This is a genomic window from Geomobilimonas luticola (genome assembly GCF_018476905.1).
In the GTDB taxonomy this organism is placed as follows: domain Bacteria; phylum Desulfobacterota; class Desulfuromonadia; order Geobacterales; family Geobacteraceae; genus Geomobilimonas; species Geomobilimonas luticola.
In genome coordinates, this window is sequence record NZ_JAHCVK010000005.1 from 1 (window position 1) to 14,799 (window position 14,799).

General features: G+C 58.7%; 13 protein-coding genes. All 13 read left to right on the top strand.

Going from position 1 to position 14,799, the window contains the following annotated elements; translation table 11 throughout:
• Positions 1 to 823 precede the first annotated feature (823 nt).
• The 13 genes from KI810_RS11555 (at position 824) to KI810_RS11615 (ending at position 14,790) form a co-directional block, all read left to right on the top strand.
• Entirely contained in the window at positions 824 to 1,825 is a 1,002-nt protein-coding gene (locus tag KI810_RS11555; RefSeq protein WP_214175705.1) for a glycosyltransferase family 2 protein, read from the top strand.
• Entirely contained in the window at positions 1,800 to 3,224 is a 1,425-nt protein-coding gene (locus KI810_RS11560) for an NDP-hexose 2,3-dehydratase family protein (protein ID WP_246525554.1), read from the top strand. The genes KI810_RS11555 and KI810_RS11560 overlap by 26 nt, the downstream gene beginning before the upstream one ends.
• 40 nt (positions 3,225 to 3,264) lie before the next feature.
• On the top strand, positions 3,265 to 4,239 hold the full coding sequence (locus KI810_RS11565) for a Gfo/Idh/MocA family protein (protein WP_214175706.1): 975 nt from the start codon (positions 3,265 to 3,267) through the stop codon (positions 4,237 to 4,239).
• Positions 4,220 to 5,365: a DegT/DnrJ/EryC1/StrS family aminotransferase gene (locus tag KI810_RS11570; RefSeq protein WP_246525555.1), complete on the top strand. Its 1,146-nt coding sequence runs from the start codon at positions 4,220 to 4,222 to the stop codon at positions 5,363 to 5,365. Before KI810_RS11565 ends, KI810_RS11570 begins: the two co-directional genes overlap by 20 nt.
• A gap of 21 nt (positions 5,366 to 5,386) precedes the next feature.
• Positions 5,387 to 6,142, top strand: a complete 756-nt coding sequence (locus KI810_RS11575; protein WP_214175707.1) for a class I SAM-dependent DNA methyltransferase — start codon at positions 5,387 to 5,389, stop codon at positions 6,140 to 6,142.
• A 121-nt stretch (positions 6,143 to 6,263) separates the two neighbouring features.
• Complete coding sequence (locus KI810_RS11580; protein WP_214175708.1) at positions 6,264 to 8,006, top strand: tetratricopeptide repeat protein; 1,743 nt, start codon at positions 6,264 to 6,266, stop codon at positions 8,004 to 8,006.
• 155 nt (positions 8,007 to 8,161) lie between these two features.
• Positions 8,162 to 9,442, top strand: a complete 1,281-nt coding sequence (locus KI810_RS11585) for a putative DNA modification/repair radical SAM protein (protein WP_214175709.1) — start codon at positions 8,162 to 8,164, stop codon at positions 9,440 to 9,442.
• A 45-nt stretch (positions 9,443 to 9,487) separates the two neighbouring features.
• Positions 9,488 to 10,228, top strand: coding sequence for a TIGR03915 family putative DNA repair protein (locus tag KI810_RS11590; RefSeq protein WP_214175710.1), 741 nt, complete (start codon positions 9,488 to 9,490; stop codon positions 10,226 to 10,228).
• A gap of 209 nt (positions 10,229 to 10,437) precedes the next feature.
• Entirely contained in the window at positions 10,438 to 10,770 is a 333-nt protein-coding gene (locus tag KI810_RS11595) for a hypothetical protein (protein ID WP_214175711.1), read from the top strand.
• Positions 10,771 to 10,860: 90 nt separating this feature from the next.
• Complete coding sequence (locus KI810_RS11600; protein ID WP_214175712.1) at positions 10,861 to 11,205, top strand: cupin domain-containing protein; 345 nt, start codon at positions 10,861 to 10,863, stop codon at positions 11,203 to 11,205.
• Positions 11,206 to 11,327: 122 nt separating this feature from the next.
• The gene (locus tag KI810_RS11605) at positions 11,328 to 12,605 is read left to right on the top strand and encodes an OFA family MFS transporter (RefSeq protein WP_246525556.1); all 1,278 of its coding nucleotides are present in this window, start codon (positions 11,328 to 11,330) and stop codon (positions 12,603 to 12,605) included.
• Between the two features lie 32 nt (positions 12,606 to 12,637).
• Positions 12,638 to 14,020, top strand: coding sequence for an MATE family efflux transporter (locus KI810_RS11610; protein WP_214175713.1), 1,383 nt, complete (start codon positions 12,638 to 12,640; stop codon positions 14,018 to 14,020).
• Positions 14,017 to 14,790, top strand: a complete 774-nt coding sequence (locus KI810_RS11615; protein ID WP_214175714.1) for a DUF3108 domain-containing protein — start codon at positions 14,017 to 14,019, stop codon at positions 14,788 to 14,790. Before KI810_RS11610 ends, KI810_RS11615 begins: the two co-directional genes overlap by 4 nt.
• The last annotated feature ends 9 nt before the right edge of the window (positions 14,791 to 14,799 follow it).

The following is a 14,799-nucleotide window of genomic DNA, read 5'->3' on the forward strand; positions in this document are numbered from 1 at the left end:
ATCCCGCTGGGCTTCCTGGCCGCCATCATCGGCACCCTGGCCTTCCCGAGCCGTCGTTCGGAAGAGATGTTCGACGAAATCTATGTCCGCCAGAATACCGGCATCGGCATGGCCAAGGCGATCGACCACTAATTCTCCGCCAAAGAGATTGTGATGATATGGGAGGCAAGGAAACTTGCCTCCCTTTTTTTACCGGTGCGGTGCAGAAAGCTGCGTGTGCCGCACCTCTCGATAGTATTGACAAGTGAGCTTGAGTAAAGCTACATTATCTTTCACATGCGAGCAGAAAAATGGTGGTCATATGTCAGGGATGATGTTGCCATCCCAATGAGAAGGTTTTTGAGGAGACAGTTAATTCTGCTCGCGCTTGTCCCCCTGGTGATAACTATTATTTCACTAGGGATCCGGGTGCCTGACCTTTCGGGGATTCGCTCGTCCGATCCAAAGCCCAAGCCACGGGCGATCATTTCCAACCAGATAAAAATCTGCAAGGAAACCATAAATAAAACGGGGGGACCAGTTGGTGTTCACGAGCCTGTTTCCTTGGCACTGTTGAATGAGCATTACCTTTTTCTCCTCTGTGATACCCCCAAAGCAGTAACTATCTCCTCCTTTGTTGTTGACCCGTCGAGAGCCCCCCCTTTGTACTCTAGTCCTCGTTATCCATTGTAAAATCAGCCGGTTTTGATCTGGAGTTCCCTTCGTTACGTTCGGGTTGGCCATTTGTCCTGCATGGCTTGAATGCCGGGCGGCTTTCATTTCCGTGCTGTTGTGGGTGACAACGCGATGACGTCAAATCCAAGCAGCAACATCGAGGAGAACCATGACCACTCTTTCCATTGTCATACCCGTTTACAATGCGGAAAAGACCATAGAGTCGCTCTGCAACACCCTGATCGATCTCTATGGAGCCCGGGCCGACCTGGAAATCGTACTTGTCAACGACAGCAGCACGGACAGTTCCCATATTGTCTGCCGACGGCTTCAGGAAATGCATCGGGAGGTCATTACCTATGTCCGACTCTCCCGCAATTTTGGTGAGCACAATGCCGTCATGGCAGGACTCAATCATGCGAGCGGCGAATTCTGCCTCGTCATGGACGACGACTTCCAGAACCCCCCCGAAGAAGTCGGCCGCCTGCTGGCCGAGATCGAGAAAGGGTTCGATGTTGTGTATGCCCGGTATCCCGAAAAAAGTGACGGTTTCTTCCGGAATATGGGAAGCAGGTTCAATGACAGGATGGCGAATGTTATCCTTCATAAACCGGTGGGACTCTATCTTTCCAGCTTCAAGATCATGAACCGTTTCCTGGTGGATGAGATAACCAAGTACTCGGGGCCCGATCCCTACATCGATGCCATAATTCTACGGACTACCACCAACATTGGTAGTATCGAAGCACGTCACGACAGGAGAAGGCACGGCCGTTCGGGGTATACGCTGGGAAAACTGGTTTCCCTCTGGGGAAACATGATGGTCAGCTATTCCCTCGTCCCTTTAAGGATTATAGGGTTGGCCGGCTTTGTCATAACCGCCATTGGTATAGGTGCCATGGGTTTTGCCTTGCTTCGCAAGATCAATCCTCGACTTGCAGATCCCACCGACATTGAGCAATTGTCGTCTAGCATGGCATTTTTCAGGGGATTTGCACTCATTGCACTGAGTGTTGTCGGCGAATACGTGGGAAGGATTTACCTGATGCTCAATCGTGATCCCCAGTTTGTGGTCAGGGAGAAATTTTCTGTACGACGGAAGCCGGCCGTCATGAAAGTACACAAAGGATTGGATGGTTCGGGAAATGAACAGAGAAAACCTTCACTATGACCGAGGAGACGAGCTGCTCGGATTTGATAGGCAGACAATGACAGACCTGCTTCTCTCCCGAGTTGCCGATGTGGCTTTCCACTCCGACAGTCATGTGGACGACTGGATTGCCGGACGGCTTGCGACTCCTCGCCTGATGGCGAATATTATTCCCCTCCATGCCATGGCCCGCTGGCGGATAGAGCGGTATTCGGGCAACATACGTCATGATACGGGAAGGTTTTTCTCCGTAATAGGGGTAAGTGCCAAGCACCGGACTCCCACCACCCAACTGGAATGGGACCAGCCGATTATCGATCAGCCCGAAGTGGGAATCCTCGGCATTCTTGCCAAACGGATCGACGGAGTGCTCCATTTCTGTCTCCATGCCAAGGAAGAGCCGGGGAACATCAATTCGGTCCAGCTTTCGCCAACGGTACAGGCCACCTACAGCAATTATACCTGTGCCCACGGAGGAAAAACCCCGCTTTTCGTGAAGTATTTTCTTGCTCCTCTCCCCGGAGGCTCGACATTTGCCAAGCTGCAAACGGAAGACGGGGGAAGGTTCCTCTACAAATCGAACCGCAACATGATTGTCAGAATAGGGGATCATGAACTGGGTGAACTTCCCGATGGCTATATCTGGCTGACTCTGCGCCAGATCGCCGGTCTCCTCCGCCGTGACAACCTGATACATGCCTGTACCCGAAGTATCCTTTCCGCTCTGCTGCTCCCCGACGCAGAGCCATTGGGTTCAACAGATTCAACCGCCATGGAACAGCACCGGCTTACCGACTCCATCGCCGATGCTGTCCAGTGGCTCGATGATCAGAAAGCTGCCAATCACATGCTGGCCCAGCGAAAGGGACTCGATACCCTCAAGGAGTGGGGGATGGACGGGGATGGATTCTTCGCTCACATCGACAAACGGTTCTTCCGGATCATGGGGCTTGAGGTCACGTCCGAAGGACGGGAGGTCTCGCGGTGGAGCCAGCCTATCCTGGCCAATCCAGAACCCGGTATCATCGGACTTCTCGTGAGGAGAAGGGGGAATGAACGCCAGTTTCTCATGCAGGCGAAAGCCGAGATCGGAAACCGGAGCGTTGTCCAGCTGGCACCGACGGTTCAATTTACCCCTGGCAACTATATCGGCAATATGCGACTCCCCAAACCGTTTCTTTTCGAGGAATTCTCGGGAAGCGGCCGTTTTCCGGTGCTGGCGGAAACCAGACAGGCCGAAGAGGGTGCCCGTTTTTTCCGTGAGCAGCATCTGCACAGGATACTTGCCCTCCCTGAAAATGGGGACCTTGAGCTTCCTCCGGACTACCGCTGGCTTTCGGAGTCACAGATCCGTTTTTTTCTCCACCTCGGGGAGTCGGTCAACTCGTGTGCCCGGAGTATTCTGGCCTGTCTGCTCTAGGGCAGGGCGTTACAACTAACTTGCCAAGGAGAAGAAACGCGTGGCACAACAAACGGGCCCATCCATAGGTGTGGGTATCCTCGGCTGCTCTGACATCGCCCGCCGGAAGTTCGTTCCCGCCCTTCTGTCGAGCGATATCGCACGACTTGCGGCGGTGGCCGCCCGCGATCTCGACAAGGCGGCCCGGTTTATCCCCGCAGAAACGTACGCCGTGCTGGAGCCGGAGGAACTCGTCGTCTGTCCGGAAGTTGAACTTGTCTACATTTCCCTTCCGAACCACCTCCACGAGGAGTGGACCTTGCGGGCACTGGAAGGGGGCAAGCACGTCATCTGCGAAAAGCCCGTTGGCCTTACCGTCCGCTCGGTGGAAAAGATGTTCCGCTCGGCCGAGGAGCGGGGGCTCCTTCTCTTCGAGAACCTCATGTTTCTCCAGCACCCCCAGCATGCCGCCGTAAAGGAAACGGTGGAGGCGGGACGGATCGGCCGGATCACCGCTCTCCGGAGCGTTTTCGGTTTCCCTCGTCCCGGCAACGGCGACTTCCGGCTCAACGCGGATGAAGGGGGAGGGGCTTTCAACGATCTGGCCCGTTATCCGCTGGCAACGGCCCTGTATTTTCTTGAGGGTGATCGATACCGGTTCCAGGGGGTATCTCTCGACCATGACGGTCTCAACCTGGCGATGCACGGCCTTGCCGTTACCTCGGCCCGGGAGGTGTTCACCTTCTCCATGGTTTTTGGCCAGCAGTACGAATCGTTTTACGAGATAATCGGCGAAGAGGGGAAAATCAGGGTAGATCGTGCCTATACGACACCGGTTGACCTGGCCAACGAAGTCAGGGTAACGTGTGGGACGGAGGATGCATCCTTCATCGTCCCGCCAGCCGACCATTTCCGTCTCACCCTTGACCATGTCTGCGGAGTTTTGCGGGGGAAGAATTTTCGGACGGTCCACGACCGGTCGAGACGTATTGCCCGTCTTGCAGAGGAGATGAAAAATGGGTGCATCCATGGCTGAGAACCAAAGGATGATGGCGGGGGGGGTCCGCTACTGGGATTATCTGCCGGACTACCACCGCCAGCGCGAGGAGATACTCTCCGTCATCGATGGAGTATTCGGGTCGGGCCGGCTCATTCTTGGGAACAGGGTTGCCGATTTTGAAAAACGCTTCGCTGCTTTCTGTAACGCCGGTTACGGTGTGGGGGTCAATTCGGGGACCGATGCCCTGTTCCTGGCCCTCAAAGCGCTTGATGTCGGTCCTGACCATGAAGTGATCACGGTTGCCAATACGGCGGTGCCGACCGTGGCGGCGATCCGGGCTACCGGTGCCCGCCCCGTTTTCGTCGATGTCCAGCAAGACACCTTTCTCATGGACGTGGCAAAGATCGAAGCAGTCCTTACCCCCCGGACCCGCTGCATCCTGCCGGTCCATCTCTGCGGGCAGTCGGTCGACATGGCACCTCTTCTGGAGATCGCCCGCAGCAGAGGAATAGGGGTGGTTGAAGATTGTGCCCAGGCAGCGGGAGCTCTTTACCGGGGAGAAAATGTCGGCAGCATGGGGGATATGGGAGCCTTTTCCTTCTATCCCACGAAGATTCTCGGCGCCTTTGGCGATGGGGGAATGGTTACCACGTCGCGGGATGACCTCTATCGTCGTCTGCGGCGGCTCCGTTTCTACGGCATGGAGGGAAGCTATTATGCCGAGGAGGAGGGGTACAACTCACGGCTCGACGAGGTGCAGGCCGCACTTCTCGACTTTCGCCTCCAGACGCTGGAGAGTGAAATGCTGGCCCGTTCCGCGCTGGCAGACGCCTACCACAGGGGGCTTGCCGGTGTGGGGGACCTTACCCTCCCTGTCGTGGGGGAGGGGTATACCCACCGCTATTATCTCTATACCATCAGGACGGGGAGGCGGGACCGGCTGATGGCCCACCTTGCGGAGCGTGGCATAGAGACCCGCATAAATTATCCGACGCCGGTCCATCTCATGCGGGGATATGCGTTTCTCGGCTACCGTCAGGGGGCGCTGCCGGTAACGGAGCGGCTGGCGGCTGAAATACTCTCGCTCCCCCTCTATCCATCACTTCCTGCGGATGACGTGGCGCGGGTCATCGAGGCCGTTCGCTCGTTTTTCGAAGCATGACAACAATGGAAAGGGGAGGGTGTGAACGAGCGGGAATACCAGCGTATGTATGAGGTCGAAGACAGCCACTGGTGGTATGTGGCTCTCCACGACCTCATTACGGGCTTCGTTGCACGGGAGGGAAGGGGAAGGCGGCTCCGGATTCTTGATGCCGGCTGTGGGACGGGGCGGCTCTGCCAGCTTCTTCTGCCGTACGGTGACGTGGAGGGGTGCGACATATCGGAGCAGGCGCTTGCCTGCAGCCGGGAGCGGGGGATTGAGCATCTTTCCCACGCTGACCTGAATTGTGCTGACCTTGGAGAAAACCGCTATGATCTCATTACCTCCATCGATGTTCTCTATCACCGTGCCGTAACGGATGACGCAGCGGTGTTGGCCAGATTCTTCAGGGCCCTCAGACCTGGCGGCCTGCTCATCCTCAACCTGGTTGCTCATGAGTTTCTCAGGAGTACCCATGACATTGCCGTCCATACCAGGAAACGGTACACGCGGAGCGAAATGGTTCACCATCTCACCCGTGAAGGATTCGTTGTGGAGAAGGCGACGTATCGCCTCGGGTTCCTTTTTGTTCCCATCGCCTCCTATCGTGTCGCGAAGCGGTTTTTGTCCTGCCGGCAGCCTGCGGAGCGGATAGCATCTGATGTGGACCTGCCGTCACGTCTCGTGAATGGCCTTCTTCTCCGTGTGGCCTTGATGGAAAACCGTATACTCAGGCATTGCTCTGCACCGATGGGTACGTCGGTATTCGTCCTTGCTCGAAAACCGGAGGTTTGTTAACCAAATGCTCTCCCGTAGTTCACTCCATCTTGTGAACCTTTTCCTTCTCGTCATTGTTTGCTGGCTTGTTTATGCGAGCAGCACAACCGGTCCCTTCATTTTCGATGATGACGTTTATCTGATGCAAAACCCCGCCATCAAGGATTTGCGGCTGCTGGCCGACCCGATGCGGCTCAAGGGGATGAACGTCGATCCCGATCTCCCCCACAATGTCATGACGAGACCGTTTGCCTACCTGACGTTTGCCGCCAATTTCAAGCTGCACGGCCTTGACCCCGCCGGCTTTCGCCTGGTGAACATCGCGATCCACTCAATCAACGCCTGTCTCGTCTACCTGTTGGTTCTGCAGCTTACTTCCCTTGCACGGCAACGGCAGGAGGATGACGGCCATCTGTCGCCGGAACGGGAAGAACAGTTGACGGCGCTTTTTGTTGCCCTCATTTTTGCCGTCCACCCGGTCCAGACGAATGCTGTCACCTATATCATCCAGCGCTTTACTTCCCTTGCCGCCTTGCTGTATCTGTTCGCCCTCTTCGCCTATATCAGGGCTCGGTGTGCAGCGGTTCGGAGAAAAAAGGTTATCTGGTATCTCTGCGCGATGGCAAGTACGCTCCTTGCCATGAAAACCAAGGAGACATGTTTTACCCTTCCCCTCATGATGGCCCTTGTGGAATGGCTCTTCCTTTCAGGTCCGCTGAAAAAGCGGCTTGCGTTTCTCGCTCCCTTCGCTCTCACCATGGCCGTCATTCCCGTTACCCTGTATTTCATAACCTACCGCAGTGCCGATACCACTCTCAAGGCGGTCGGTCAGGCTGCGAACCTGGTGAATTTCAGTCAACTATCTCCCCTCTCCTATCTGTTCACCCAGTTTACGGTGATCGTCACCTATATCAGGATCATGTTTTTACCTGTGGGCCTCAATTTTGACTATGACTACCCCGTATACTCTTCATTTTTTGAGTTCCGGGTTCTGGCTTCCTTCGGGTGCCTTGTCCTCCTCTTCGGGACGGCGATATTTCTTCTCCGCCTCGCCGACAGACGGGATCGGGTGAGCGGAGCCAGCCTGAGAATGGCAGCCTTCGGCATCTTCTGGTTCTTTCTCGCCCTTGCTGTCGAATCGAGCATAATTCCGATCACGGATGTCATTAACGAATACCGTCTTTATCTTCCCTCCATCGGCATTATCATCTTTGCGGTCTTTGCCTGCGAAGCTTTTATAAGGTCGTTGCCAGACGTCAGCGGGCAGGTGGGGAGAAGGATCGTCAACGCACTGCTGGTCGTGGTCGTCTGCCTGCTTGCATGGGGGACGGTTGCCCGCAACCGGGTCTGGGGAGACGAATTGATTTTCTGGCAGGATGTGGTGAGCAAAAGCCCTGAAAAGCTGAGGGCACTGACCTACCTTTCCTCCATCTACTGGCGTAGCAACATGCCCGACCAGGCAATTGATACCATGAAGCGCATTACCGACAAATACCCGGACAGGGCACGGGCTCACGACACTCTGAGCAAATATTACGAGTTGCTAGGAAGACCAGAAGAGGCTGCCAGAGAGCGAAAGATGGGGCAGGAGATACAGATTGCGATGTTCAAGCGGCAAATTGCCGATAACCCCCATCTCGGTCAACCCCATTATTTTCTCGGCATGCTGTATGCCAGCATGGGGCGACTCGATGAAGCCGTCAACGAATTCAAGGCTGCCATAGCCATCAGAGGAGACAAGCCGGAGGCACATTATGAGCTTGCCCGTGCCTACATCAGCCAGAAGAAGAAGGGCGATGCGATCCGGGCTCTGGATGCGGCGCTGGCAATCGATCCCCATAACGGTGCTGTAAAATCATTGCGGAGCACGCTGGTGGCTCCCTAAAGCTTATGTGGTGGGAGTAGCAGAACGGTTAGGCCCGTGGACGTCATGTCTGCGGGCTTTTTCGTGTCGAGTTTGCAGAGGACGTATTCTGTCACATCTTTCTTCTAAGCTTGCCGCGGCGGTGTGATGTCCGGTACAAAACGAAGGAGGGGTGTATGGATCTGGAGGAACGGCTGGGGATCCTGGCGGAGAACGCCAAGTACGACGTGTCGTGCGCATCGAGCGGGAGCCGGCGGGAAGGACGGGACGGGATCGGCAACGCCGCCTCCTGCGGCATCTGCCACAGCTGGACCTCCGACGGCCGCTGCGTCTCCCTCCTGAAGATACTCCTCACCAACGCCTGCATCTATGACTGCTCCTACTGCATCAATCGCCGGAGCAACGACGTCCCCCGCGCCGCCCTGACCCCGGAGGAGGTGGCGGAGCTGACCATCGGCTTCTACCGGCGCAACTACATCGAGGGGCTCTTCCTCAGCACCGGGGTGGTGCGTGGTCCGGACCATACCATGGAGCTCCTCATCCGGGCTGCCCGGCTCCTGCGGGAGACCCACCGCTTCAACGGCTACATCCACCTGAAGCTCGTTCCCGGCGCCGACCCGCTGCTGGTGGAACAGGCGGGGCGCTACGCCGACCGGGTGAGCATGAACATCGAGCTCCCGACCCGGGAAAGCCTGAAGCTCCTGGCCCCGGACAAGAACCGGGACGCCATCGTCGGGCCGATGCGAACGGTGAGCGGGCTCATCACCCGGAGCCGGGAGGAGCGGAGGGTGTCGCGCAAGGCGCCCCTCTTCGCGCCGGCGGGGCAGAGCACCCAGCTGATCGTCGGGGCGACGCCGGAGAGCGACCTGCAGATCATCCGCCTGGCAGAGGGGTTCTACAACCGGCTCGCCATGAAGAGAGTCTACTACTCCGCCTTCATCCCCGTGGGGGACAGCCGGCATCTCCCTGCTCTGCCGGGGCCGCCGCTCTTGAGGGAGCACCGGCTCTACCAGGCGGACTGGCTGCTCCGCTACTACGGCTTCGCTGCCCACGAGGTGCTGGACGAGGCCCGCCCCGACCTGGACCTGGCGGTGGACCCCAAGTGCGGCTGGGCGCTCCGCCATCTCCACCTCTTCCCGGTGGAGGTGAACCGGGCGGCGTACGAGGTGCTCCTCCGGGTGCCGGGGATCGGTGTCCGCTCGGCGAAGCGGATCGTCCGCGCCCGTCGCCAGCAGCACCTCTCCTTCGACGACCTGGCGAAGCTCGGAGTCGTGCTGAAGCGGGCCCGTTTCTTCCTCACCGCCCGAGGGAAGAGGCTGGAAACGCTCGACCTGGGAGAATCGGTGCTCAGGGCGCTGCTTACGGCCCCTGCGCCGCGACCGAAGGCGCGGCAACTCTCCCTGTTCGACGGCGTGGGGGGTGATGAGTCGGTGTCGGTGCTGACGGGGGAGTTGTAAAGGTAATGTTGGATTTTGAATGCTGAATTATGAATTGAGGAGGGAATGACGAGCTATCTCTATGACGGGACGTTTGCCGGGCTCTTGACCGTGCTGGCCCTTGTGCGGGAGGGGGGAGAGGAGACGACCTCCATCGGCACCGCTCCCCCGGCCCAGGCAGGGCTTTTTGCCGCCACCGTCCGTGTGGAGGCCGATGCGGAGGACGCGGAGCGCCTTTTGGACGAAATCGGCCGGCGGATGTCGCCGGCGACGGCCGCCCACCTCTACCATGCCTTCCTCAGCGAAACGGAGGGGGCGGAGATGCTCCTCCACCACTACCTCCGGCTGGGGTGGCAGGAGGGGCGGTGTCTTGATTCTCTCCTCAGTCACCCATCGGTCCTGCCGGTGCACCGGCTGGCCCACCGGGTGCGGTTCGAGGCCCACCGGCTCAAGGGGTTCGTCCGGTTCCGGGAGGTGCGGGAGGGGTTCTACTATGCCCCGCTGGAGCCGGACTACCGGGTCCTTACCCTCATGGCCCCCCACTTCGCCGACCGGTTCCATGACCAGGACTGGGTCATCCACGACGTCCGGCGGAACCGGGCGATCGTCCATGGAGCGCGGCGGAAGGGATGGGAGGAGGTGGCGCTGGAATTGACCGGGTCGCCGGTCACGGGCGGGCGGGAGGAGTGGTTCCAGTCCCTCTGGCGGCGCTACTTCGACCGACTCGCCATCGCCGAGCGGCACAACCCCCGCCTGCAGCAGGGAAAGGTCCCCCTCAAGTACCGCCGGTACCTGGTGGAGTTCTGATAAAGTGAGTAACGTTGGGCAGATTTTTAATTCGTTGATTATTAGAGATTTGTGTGATATTGCCTGCTTATGCCGCGAACCGCACCACTCGGGAGGCATTTAGGGAGCGTAGTTGTTGACTAGCTCAGCGCTTAAGCATCACCTAATCTTTCCTCAAGAATCTTCCCCCTAAAGACGGGCGGGTCAAAGCCGCCCCCGTTGGACCATAAATGAAGAATAAGACAGACCGTGAAGTTAATTTAGAAGAAGATATATCCATCCATATTTTTACTGCATCTGCGGCAATGGTGGGGGTGTGCCTTACAGTCATCGGATTGCTTCGCGTTGTCCTGACCATTCGCGGAGGCGTGACTTTTGCCGATGATCTCCTCGCGCTGGACGCATTTCTATTCCTTGTCTCATGTCTACTCTCATATTTTGCACTTCGGACGCGTAGTGTCCGTAGAATGCATTGGGTGGAACGTATAGCAGACGGCTTATTCATCACTGGTCTTATTCTGATGGTATTAGCTTGCGGCTTTATAGTTTATGAGATCATTTAGACGAACCACCATGTCACTAGATCTTTTCTCTAAAGCGCACGACTCAGTGGCTAAACCGTTAGGTTATGGAAGTACAGAGAGGAAAGCACGATGAGCAAGGAACAGGTGGCACCTGAGACAAAAGGTGTAACGGTGAAGTTACTTGCAACGGTTGACCTTGGCCCTGAGATCGAGGGTATGGCGGGACGTCAACTTCGAATGCGCATGGTGACCATTGAGCCTGGAGGCGTCTTCGGCCCGATTCACGACCATAAGGACAGGCCAGGCACCGTCTACATACTGCAAGGAACGATCACCGACCATCGAAATGGAATCGCTACGGACTACGGGCCGGGAGTGGGCTGGCCCGAGGACAGGAACACTAAACACTGGCTTGAGAACAGAGGAACTATTCCGGCAGTGGAGATCTCGGTCGATATAGTCGTGCAAGAGTAGGTTCAGGCCCGACATCTAACACTGCCAGGCCTAACACCGGGGCAGGCTCTGACGCGGCGAACAGTGCGTCGTGCAGGTCACGCCGCCACCCGCTACATAAAAACCTACCCCCAGGAGCCACATTGCCGTCTGAAAACGGAACAAATAGAGTAGTCATCGCCGTCGCCTGTACGCTCCTCATGTTGAACCTGGGAACCGTGTACGCATGGAGCTTCTTCCAAAAACCGCTCTGTGAAACCTATGGCTGGACCAACAGCCAGGTTGTCTGGACGTTCAGCCTTGCCATTTGCTTTCTCGGTCTTTCCGCCGCTGCCGGCGGTCTCCTCCTCCCCAGAGTGGGACCCCGCCCGCTTGCCCTCGCGGGAGCTCTCCTGTTCGGCTCCGGTTACCTCATTGCGGCACTCGCCCTCCGGATGCACTCACTGCCGCTCCTTTACGTCGGCTACGGCGTCACGGGGGGCATCGGCCTGGGGCTCGGCTACGTGACCCCCGTCGCCACCGTCTCCCGCTGGTTTCCTGACCGGAAAGGTCTGGCGACCGGGACGGTCGTGATGGGGTTCGGCTTCGGCGCGCTTCTCATGTCGAAGGTGATCGCTCCGTTCCTGCTGGCGCAGGTGAGTGGGGATATGGTGCTTGCCTTCACCGTAATGGGGGTGCTTTTCCTTGCGCTTTCACTCGCATCCGCGGCCTTCATCCGTAATCCTTCCGCTTCGTGGCTTCCCCCTCACGTCACGGCCAGGACTGTCCCGGATACTGATGCTTTGTGGGTGAGTGCCGGAAGTTGTATCGTGTCCAGGCCGTTCGCCTTGATGTGGCTGATCTTCTTCTGCAACATAACCGCCGGGATCGCCCTCATCGGATTCCAATCCCCCCTGTTTCAGGATGTCTGCGCAAAGCTCGATCCGGCGCTCGGGAAGGAAGCTCTCAGCGCTTACGGCGGGACTCTTATAGCCGCAAGTTCGGTGTTCAACGGGATCGGGCGCTTCTTCTGGGGAGCGTTGTCCGACCGTATGGGGCGACGCCGGACGTTCAGCCTGATCCTCGGTTCGCAGATCGCGGCGTTCGCTCTCCTGATGCAGACCTCCCACCCGTGGCTGTTCGCGACCCTCGTCTGCTACATTCTCCTCTGTTACGGGGGCGGGTTCGGGACGATGCCTTCGTTCGTCCTCGACATGTTCGGAGCCCGGTTCATGCCGGCGGTGTACGGGGCAATCCTCACTGCCTGGTCGGCTGCCGGGATCGCTGGTCCGCAGTTTGTGGCGATGATGAAAGACCGGTATCCCGGCCAACCCGGGCTCGCCTCCTTCTACAGCTTTGCCGCCGCCATCTGCTTCCTCAGTACCGGCCTCTTGCTCTCCTTCCTCGTGAAGGAACGAAAGGTGACCTTCCGCGAGGATTGACACCATTCCTCCACAGGGTATAGTGGTGCATCATGAACGATGCCACGGCTGCCAACAACCATCTCCTGACCGACCCGATCCCCCGCCTGCTGCTCCGGCTGGCGGTGCCGGTGGGTATCGGCTTCTTCTTCAACACCATGTTCAACGTGGTGGACACCTTCTATGGCGGCCTCGTCTCCACCCAGGCGCTGGCGGTCATGTCCCTCGCCTTTCCCACCTTCTTCGTCGTGATCGCCGTAGGGGCCGGCATCTCCACCGGTGCCACCGCCCTCATCGGTCACGCCCTGGGGGCGGGGGAACAGGAGGGCGCCCGCCGCTTCAGTGTGCAGTCCCTCTCCTTCGGGCTCCTCCACGGCCTTTTCCTCTCTCTCGCGGGACCGCTGGTGACGCCGCTGCTGTTCCGCTGGCTCGGCGCGGAGGGGGACTACCTCTCCCAGGCCCTTTCCTACATCAACGTGCTCCTCGCAGGGGGGGTGTTCTTCATCCTCAACCAGGTGCTCAACGCCAGCCTCAACGCCTCGGGGGACACGAAGAGCTTCCGCAACTTCCTGGTGGCCGGCTTCTTCCTCAACCTCATCTACGACCCCTGGTTCCTGTTCGGCGGGCTCGGCGTCCCCCCCCTGGGGCTCCCCGGCATCGCCTGGGCGACGGTGGCGGTGCAGCTCTGCGGCAATATCTACCTGCTGACCCGGGTCCGCCGTACCGGTCTCCTGGACGGCTTCCAACCCTCTCACCTTCTCCCCCGGCGACACACCTACCTTGACCTGGCCCGGCAGGGGTTTCCCGCCAGTCTCAACATGCTGACCGTGGCCATGGGGATATTCGTCATTACCTGGTTCCTGGGGCGGTTCGGCAAGGATGCCGTCGCCGCCTACGGCATTGCCGCCCGGCTGGAACAGATGGCGCTCCTCCCGGTCATGGGGCTGAACATCGCCACCCTGGCCCTGGTGGCCCAGAACAGTGGCGCCGGCCTGACGGGGCGGGTGCGGGAGACCATCAGGGGGGCGCTCGTGCGGGGGGTCTCTGCCATGGCGGTAATCGCCCTTCTGTTTTTCCTCCTTGCCGACCGGCTCGTGCAGCTCTTCACCCGCGACCCTGCGGTCATCGCCATCGGCACCAGCTACCTCCACGTGGCGGCGCTGGTTTTCTGCGCCTACGTGATTCTCTACATCAACGTCTTCGCCCTGCAGGGGCTCAAGCGCCCCCAGTTCGCCATCTGGATCGGCATCTACCGGCAGTTTCTGCTGCCGTTGCCGGTGTTCTACCTCTTCTCCCTCCATCTCGGCTGGGGGGTGAGGGGGATCTGGTGGGGGATTTTCCTCGTCACCTGGAGTGCCGCCGTCATCTCCATCGTCTATATCAGGCGGGTGATGGGGGAGCTGCCGGAGGATGCCGGAGAAGGGGGGACGGCATGAGACGGTTGACCGACAGGTTATGGATGGTGGTGGGTCCCGCCTGGCTGCTGCTCATTGGGGTGTTCATCGTTCTCCCCTTTGCCGGATTCGCCCAGACCGTGCCGGAGAAGCTCGTGTATGAACTGAGCTGGACCGGTATTCCGGTCGGTACGGCGACCCAGGAGATCAGTGAAGAGGGGGAACTGCACCGGATCGTCTCCACCGCCCGGTCCAACGACTGGCTGTCCGTCTTCTTTCCCGTGGATGACCGGATAGAGAGCACTCTGGCAAAGACTGGTGGCCCCTTCCCTGGGCTCACCCTCCATTACCGGATGCGGATAAACGAGGGGGGGCGTCACCGGGACCGGGAAATCGTCTTCCACCAGGAGAAGGGGGTGGCCATCTTCCGTGACCGTCTCTCGGGAGAGCGCCTTGAGATAGGGATAACTCCGCCAATATTCGATGTCTACGGGAGTTTCTACTATGCCCGGCACCTGCCGCTGGAAGTGGGGAATACCTACATGGTGAAGGTGCTGGACGGCAAGAAGGTAGTGAAGGTGGAGGTGCGGGTGCTCCGGAAGGAGAGGGTGAAGACCGTTCTGGGAGAGCTCGACACCATCGTCATCCGCCCCATGGTCAGGTCGGAGGGGGTCTTCGAAGGGAAGGGGGCGGTGCACATCTGGCTTACCGACGACCACCGCCGCATCCCGGTCCGGGCCCAGACCAAGGTGACCGTGGGGAGCGTCACCGCCGATCTGGTCGGCGGGAGTTACGGCCCGGCCCGCCGGTGAATCGGTGAG

Bases quoted from the DNA above. Each gene is read 5' to 3' on its own strand.
- KI810_RS11555 (WP_214175705.1), top strand. From the start codon at position 824: ATGACCACTCTTTCCATTGTCATACCCGTTTACAATGCGGAAAAGACC.
- KI810_RS11560 (WP_246525554.1), top strand. From the start codon at position 1,800: ATGAACAGAGAAAACCTTCACTATGACCGAGGAGACGAGCTGCTCGGA.
- KI810_RS11570 (WP_246525555.1), top strand. From the start codon at position 4,220: ATGGGTGCATCCATGGCTGAGAACCAAAGGATGATGGCGGGGGGGGTC.
- KI810_RS11580 (WP_214175708.1), top strand. From the start codon at position 6,264: ATGCAAAACCCCGCCATCAAGGATTTGCGGCTGCTGGCCGACCCGATG.
- KI810_RS11585 (WP_214175709.1), top strand. From the start codon at position 8,162: ATGGATCTGGAGGAACGGCTGGGGATCCTGGCGGAGAACGCCAAGTAC.
- KI810_RS11590 (WP_214175710.1), top strand. From the start codon at position 9,488: ATGACGAGCTATCTCTATGACGGGACGTTTGCCGGGCTCTTGACCGTG.
- KI810_RS11595 (WP_214175711.1), top strand. From the start codon at position 10,438: ATGAAGAATAAGACAGACCGTGAAGTTAATTTAGAAGAAGATATATCC.
- KI810_RS11600 (WP_214175712.1), top strand. From the start codon at position 10,861: ATGAGCAAGGAACAGGTGGCACCTGAGACAAAAGGTGTAACGGTGAAG.
- KI810_RS11610 (WP_214175713.1), top strand. From the start codon at position 12,638: ATGAACGATGCCACGGCTGCCAACAACCATCTCCTGACCGACCCGATC.
- KI810_RS11615 (WP_214175714.1), top strand. From the start codon at position 14,017: ATGAGACGGTTGACCGACAGGTTATGGATGGTGGTGGGTCCCGCCTGG.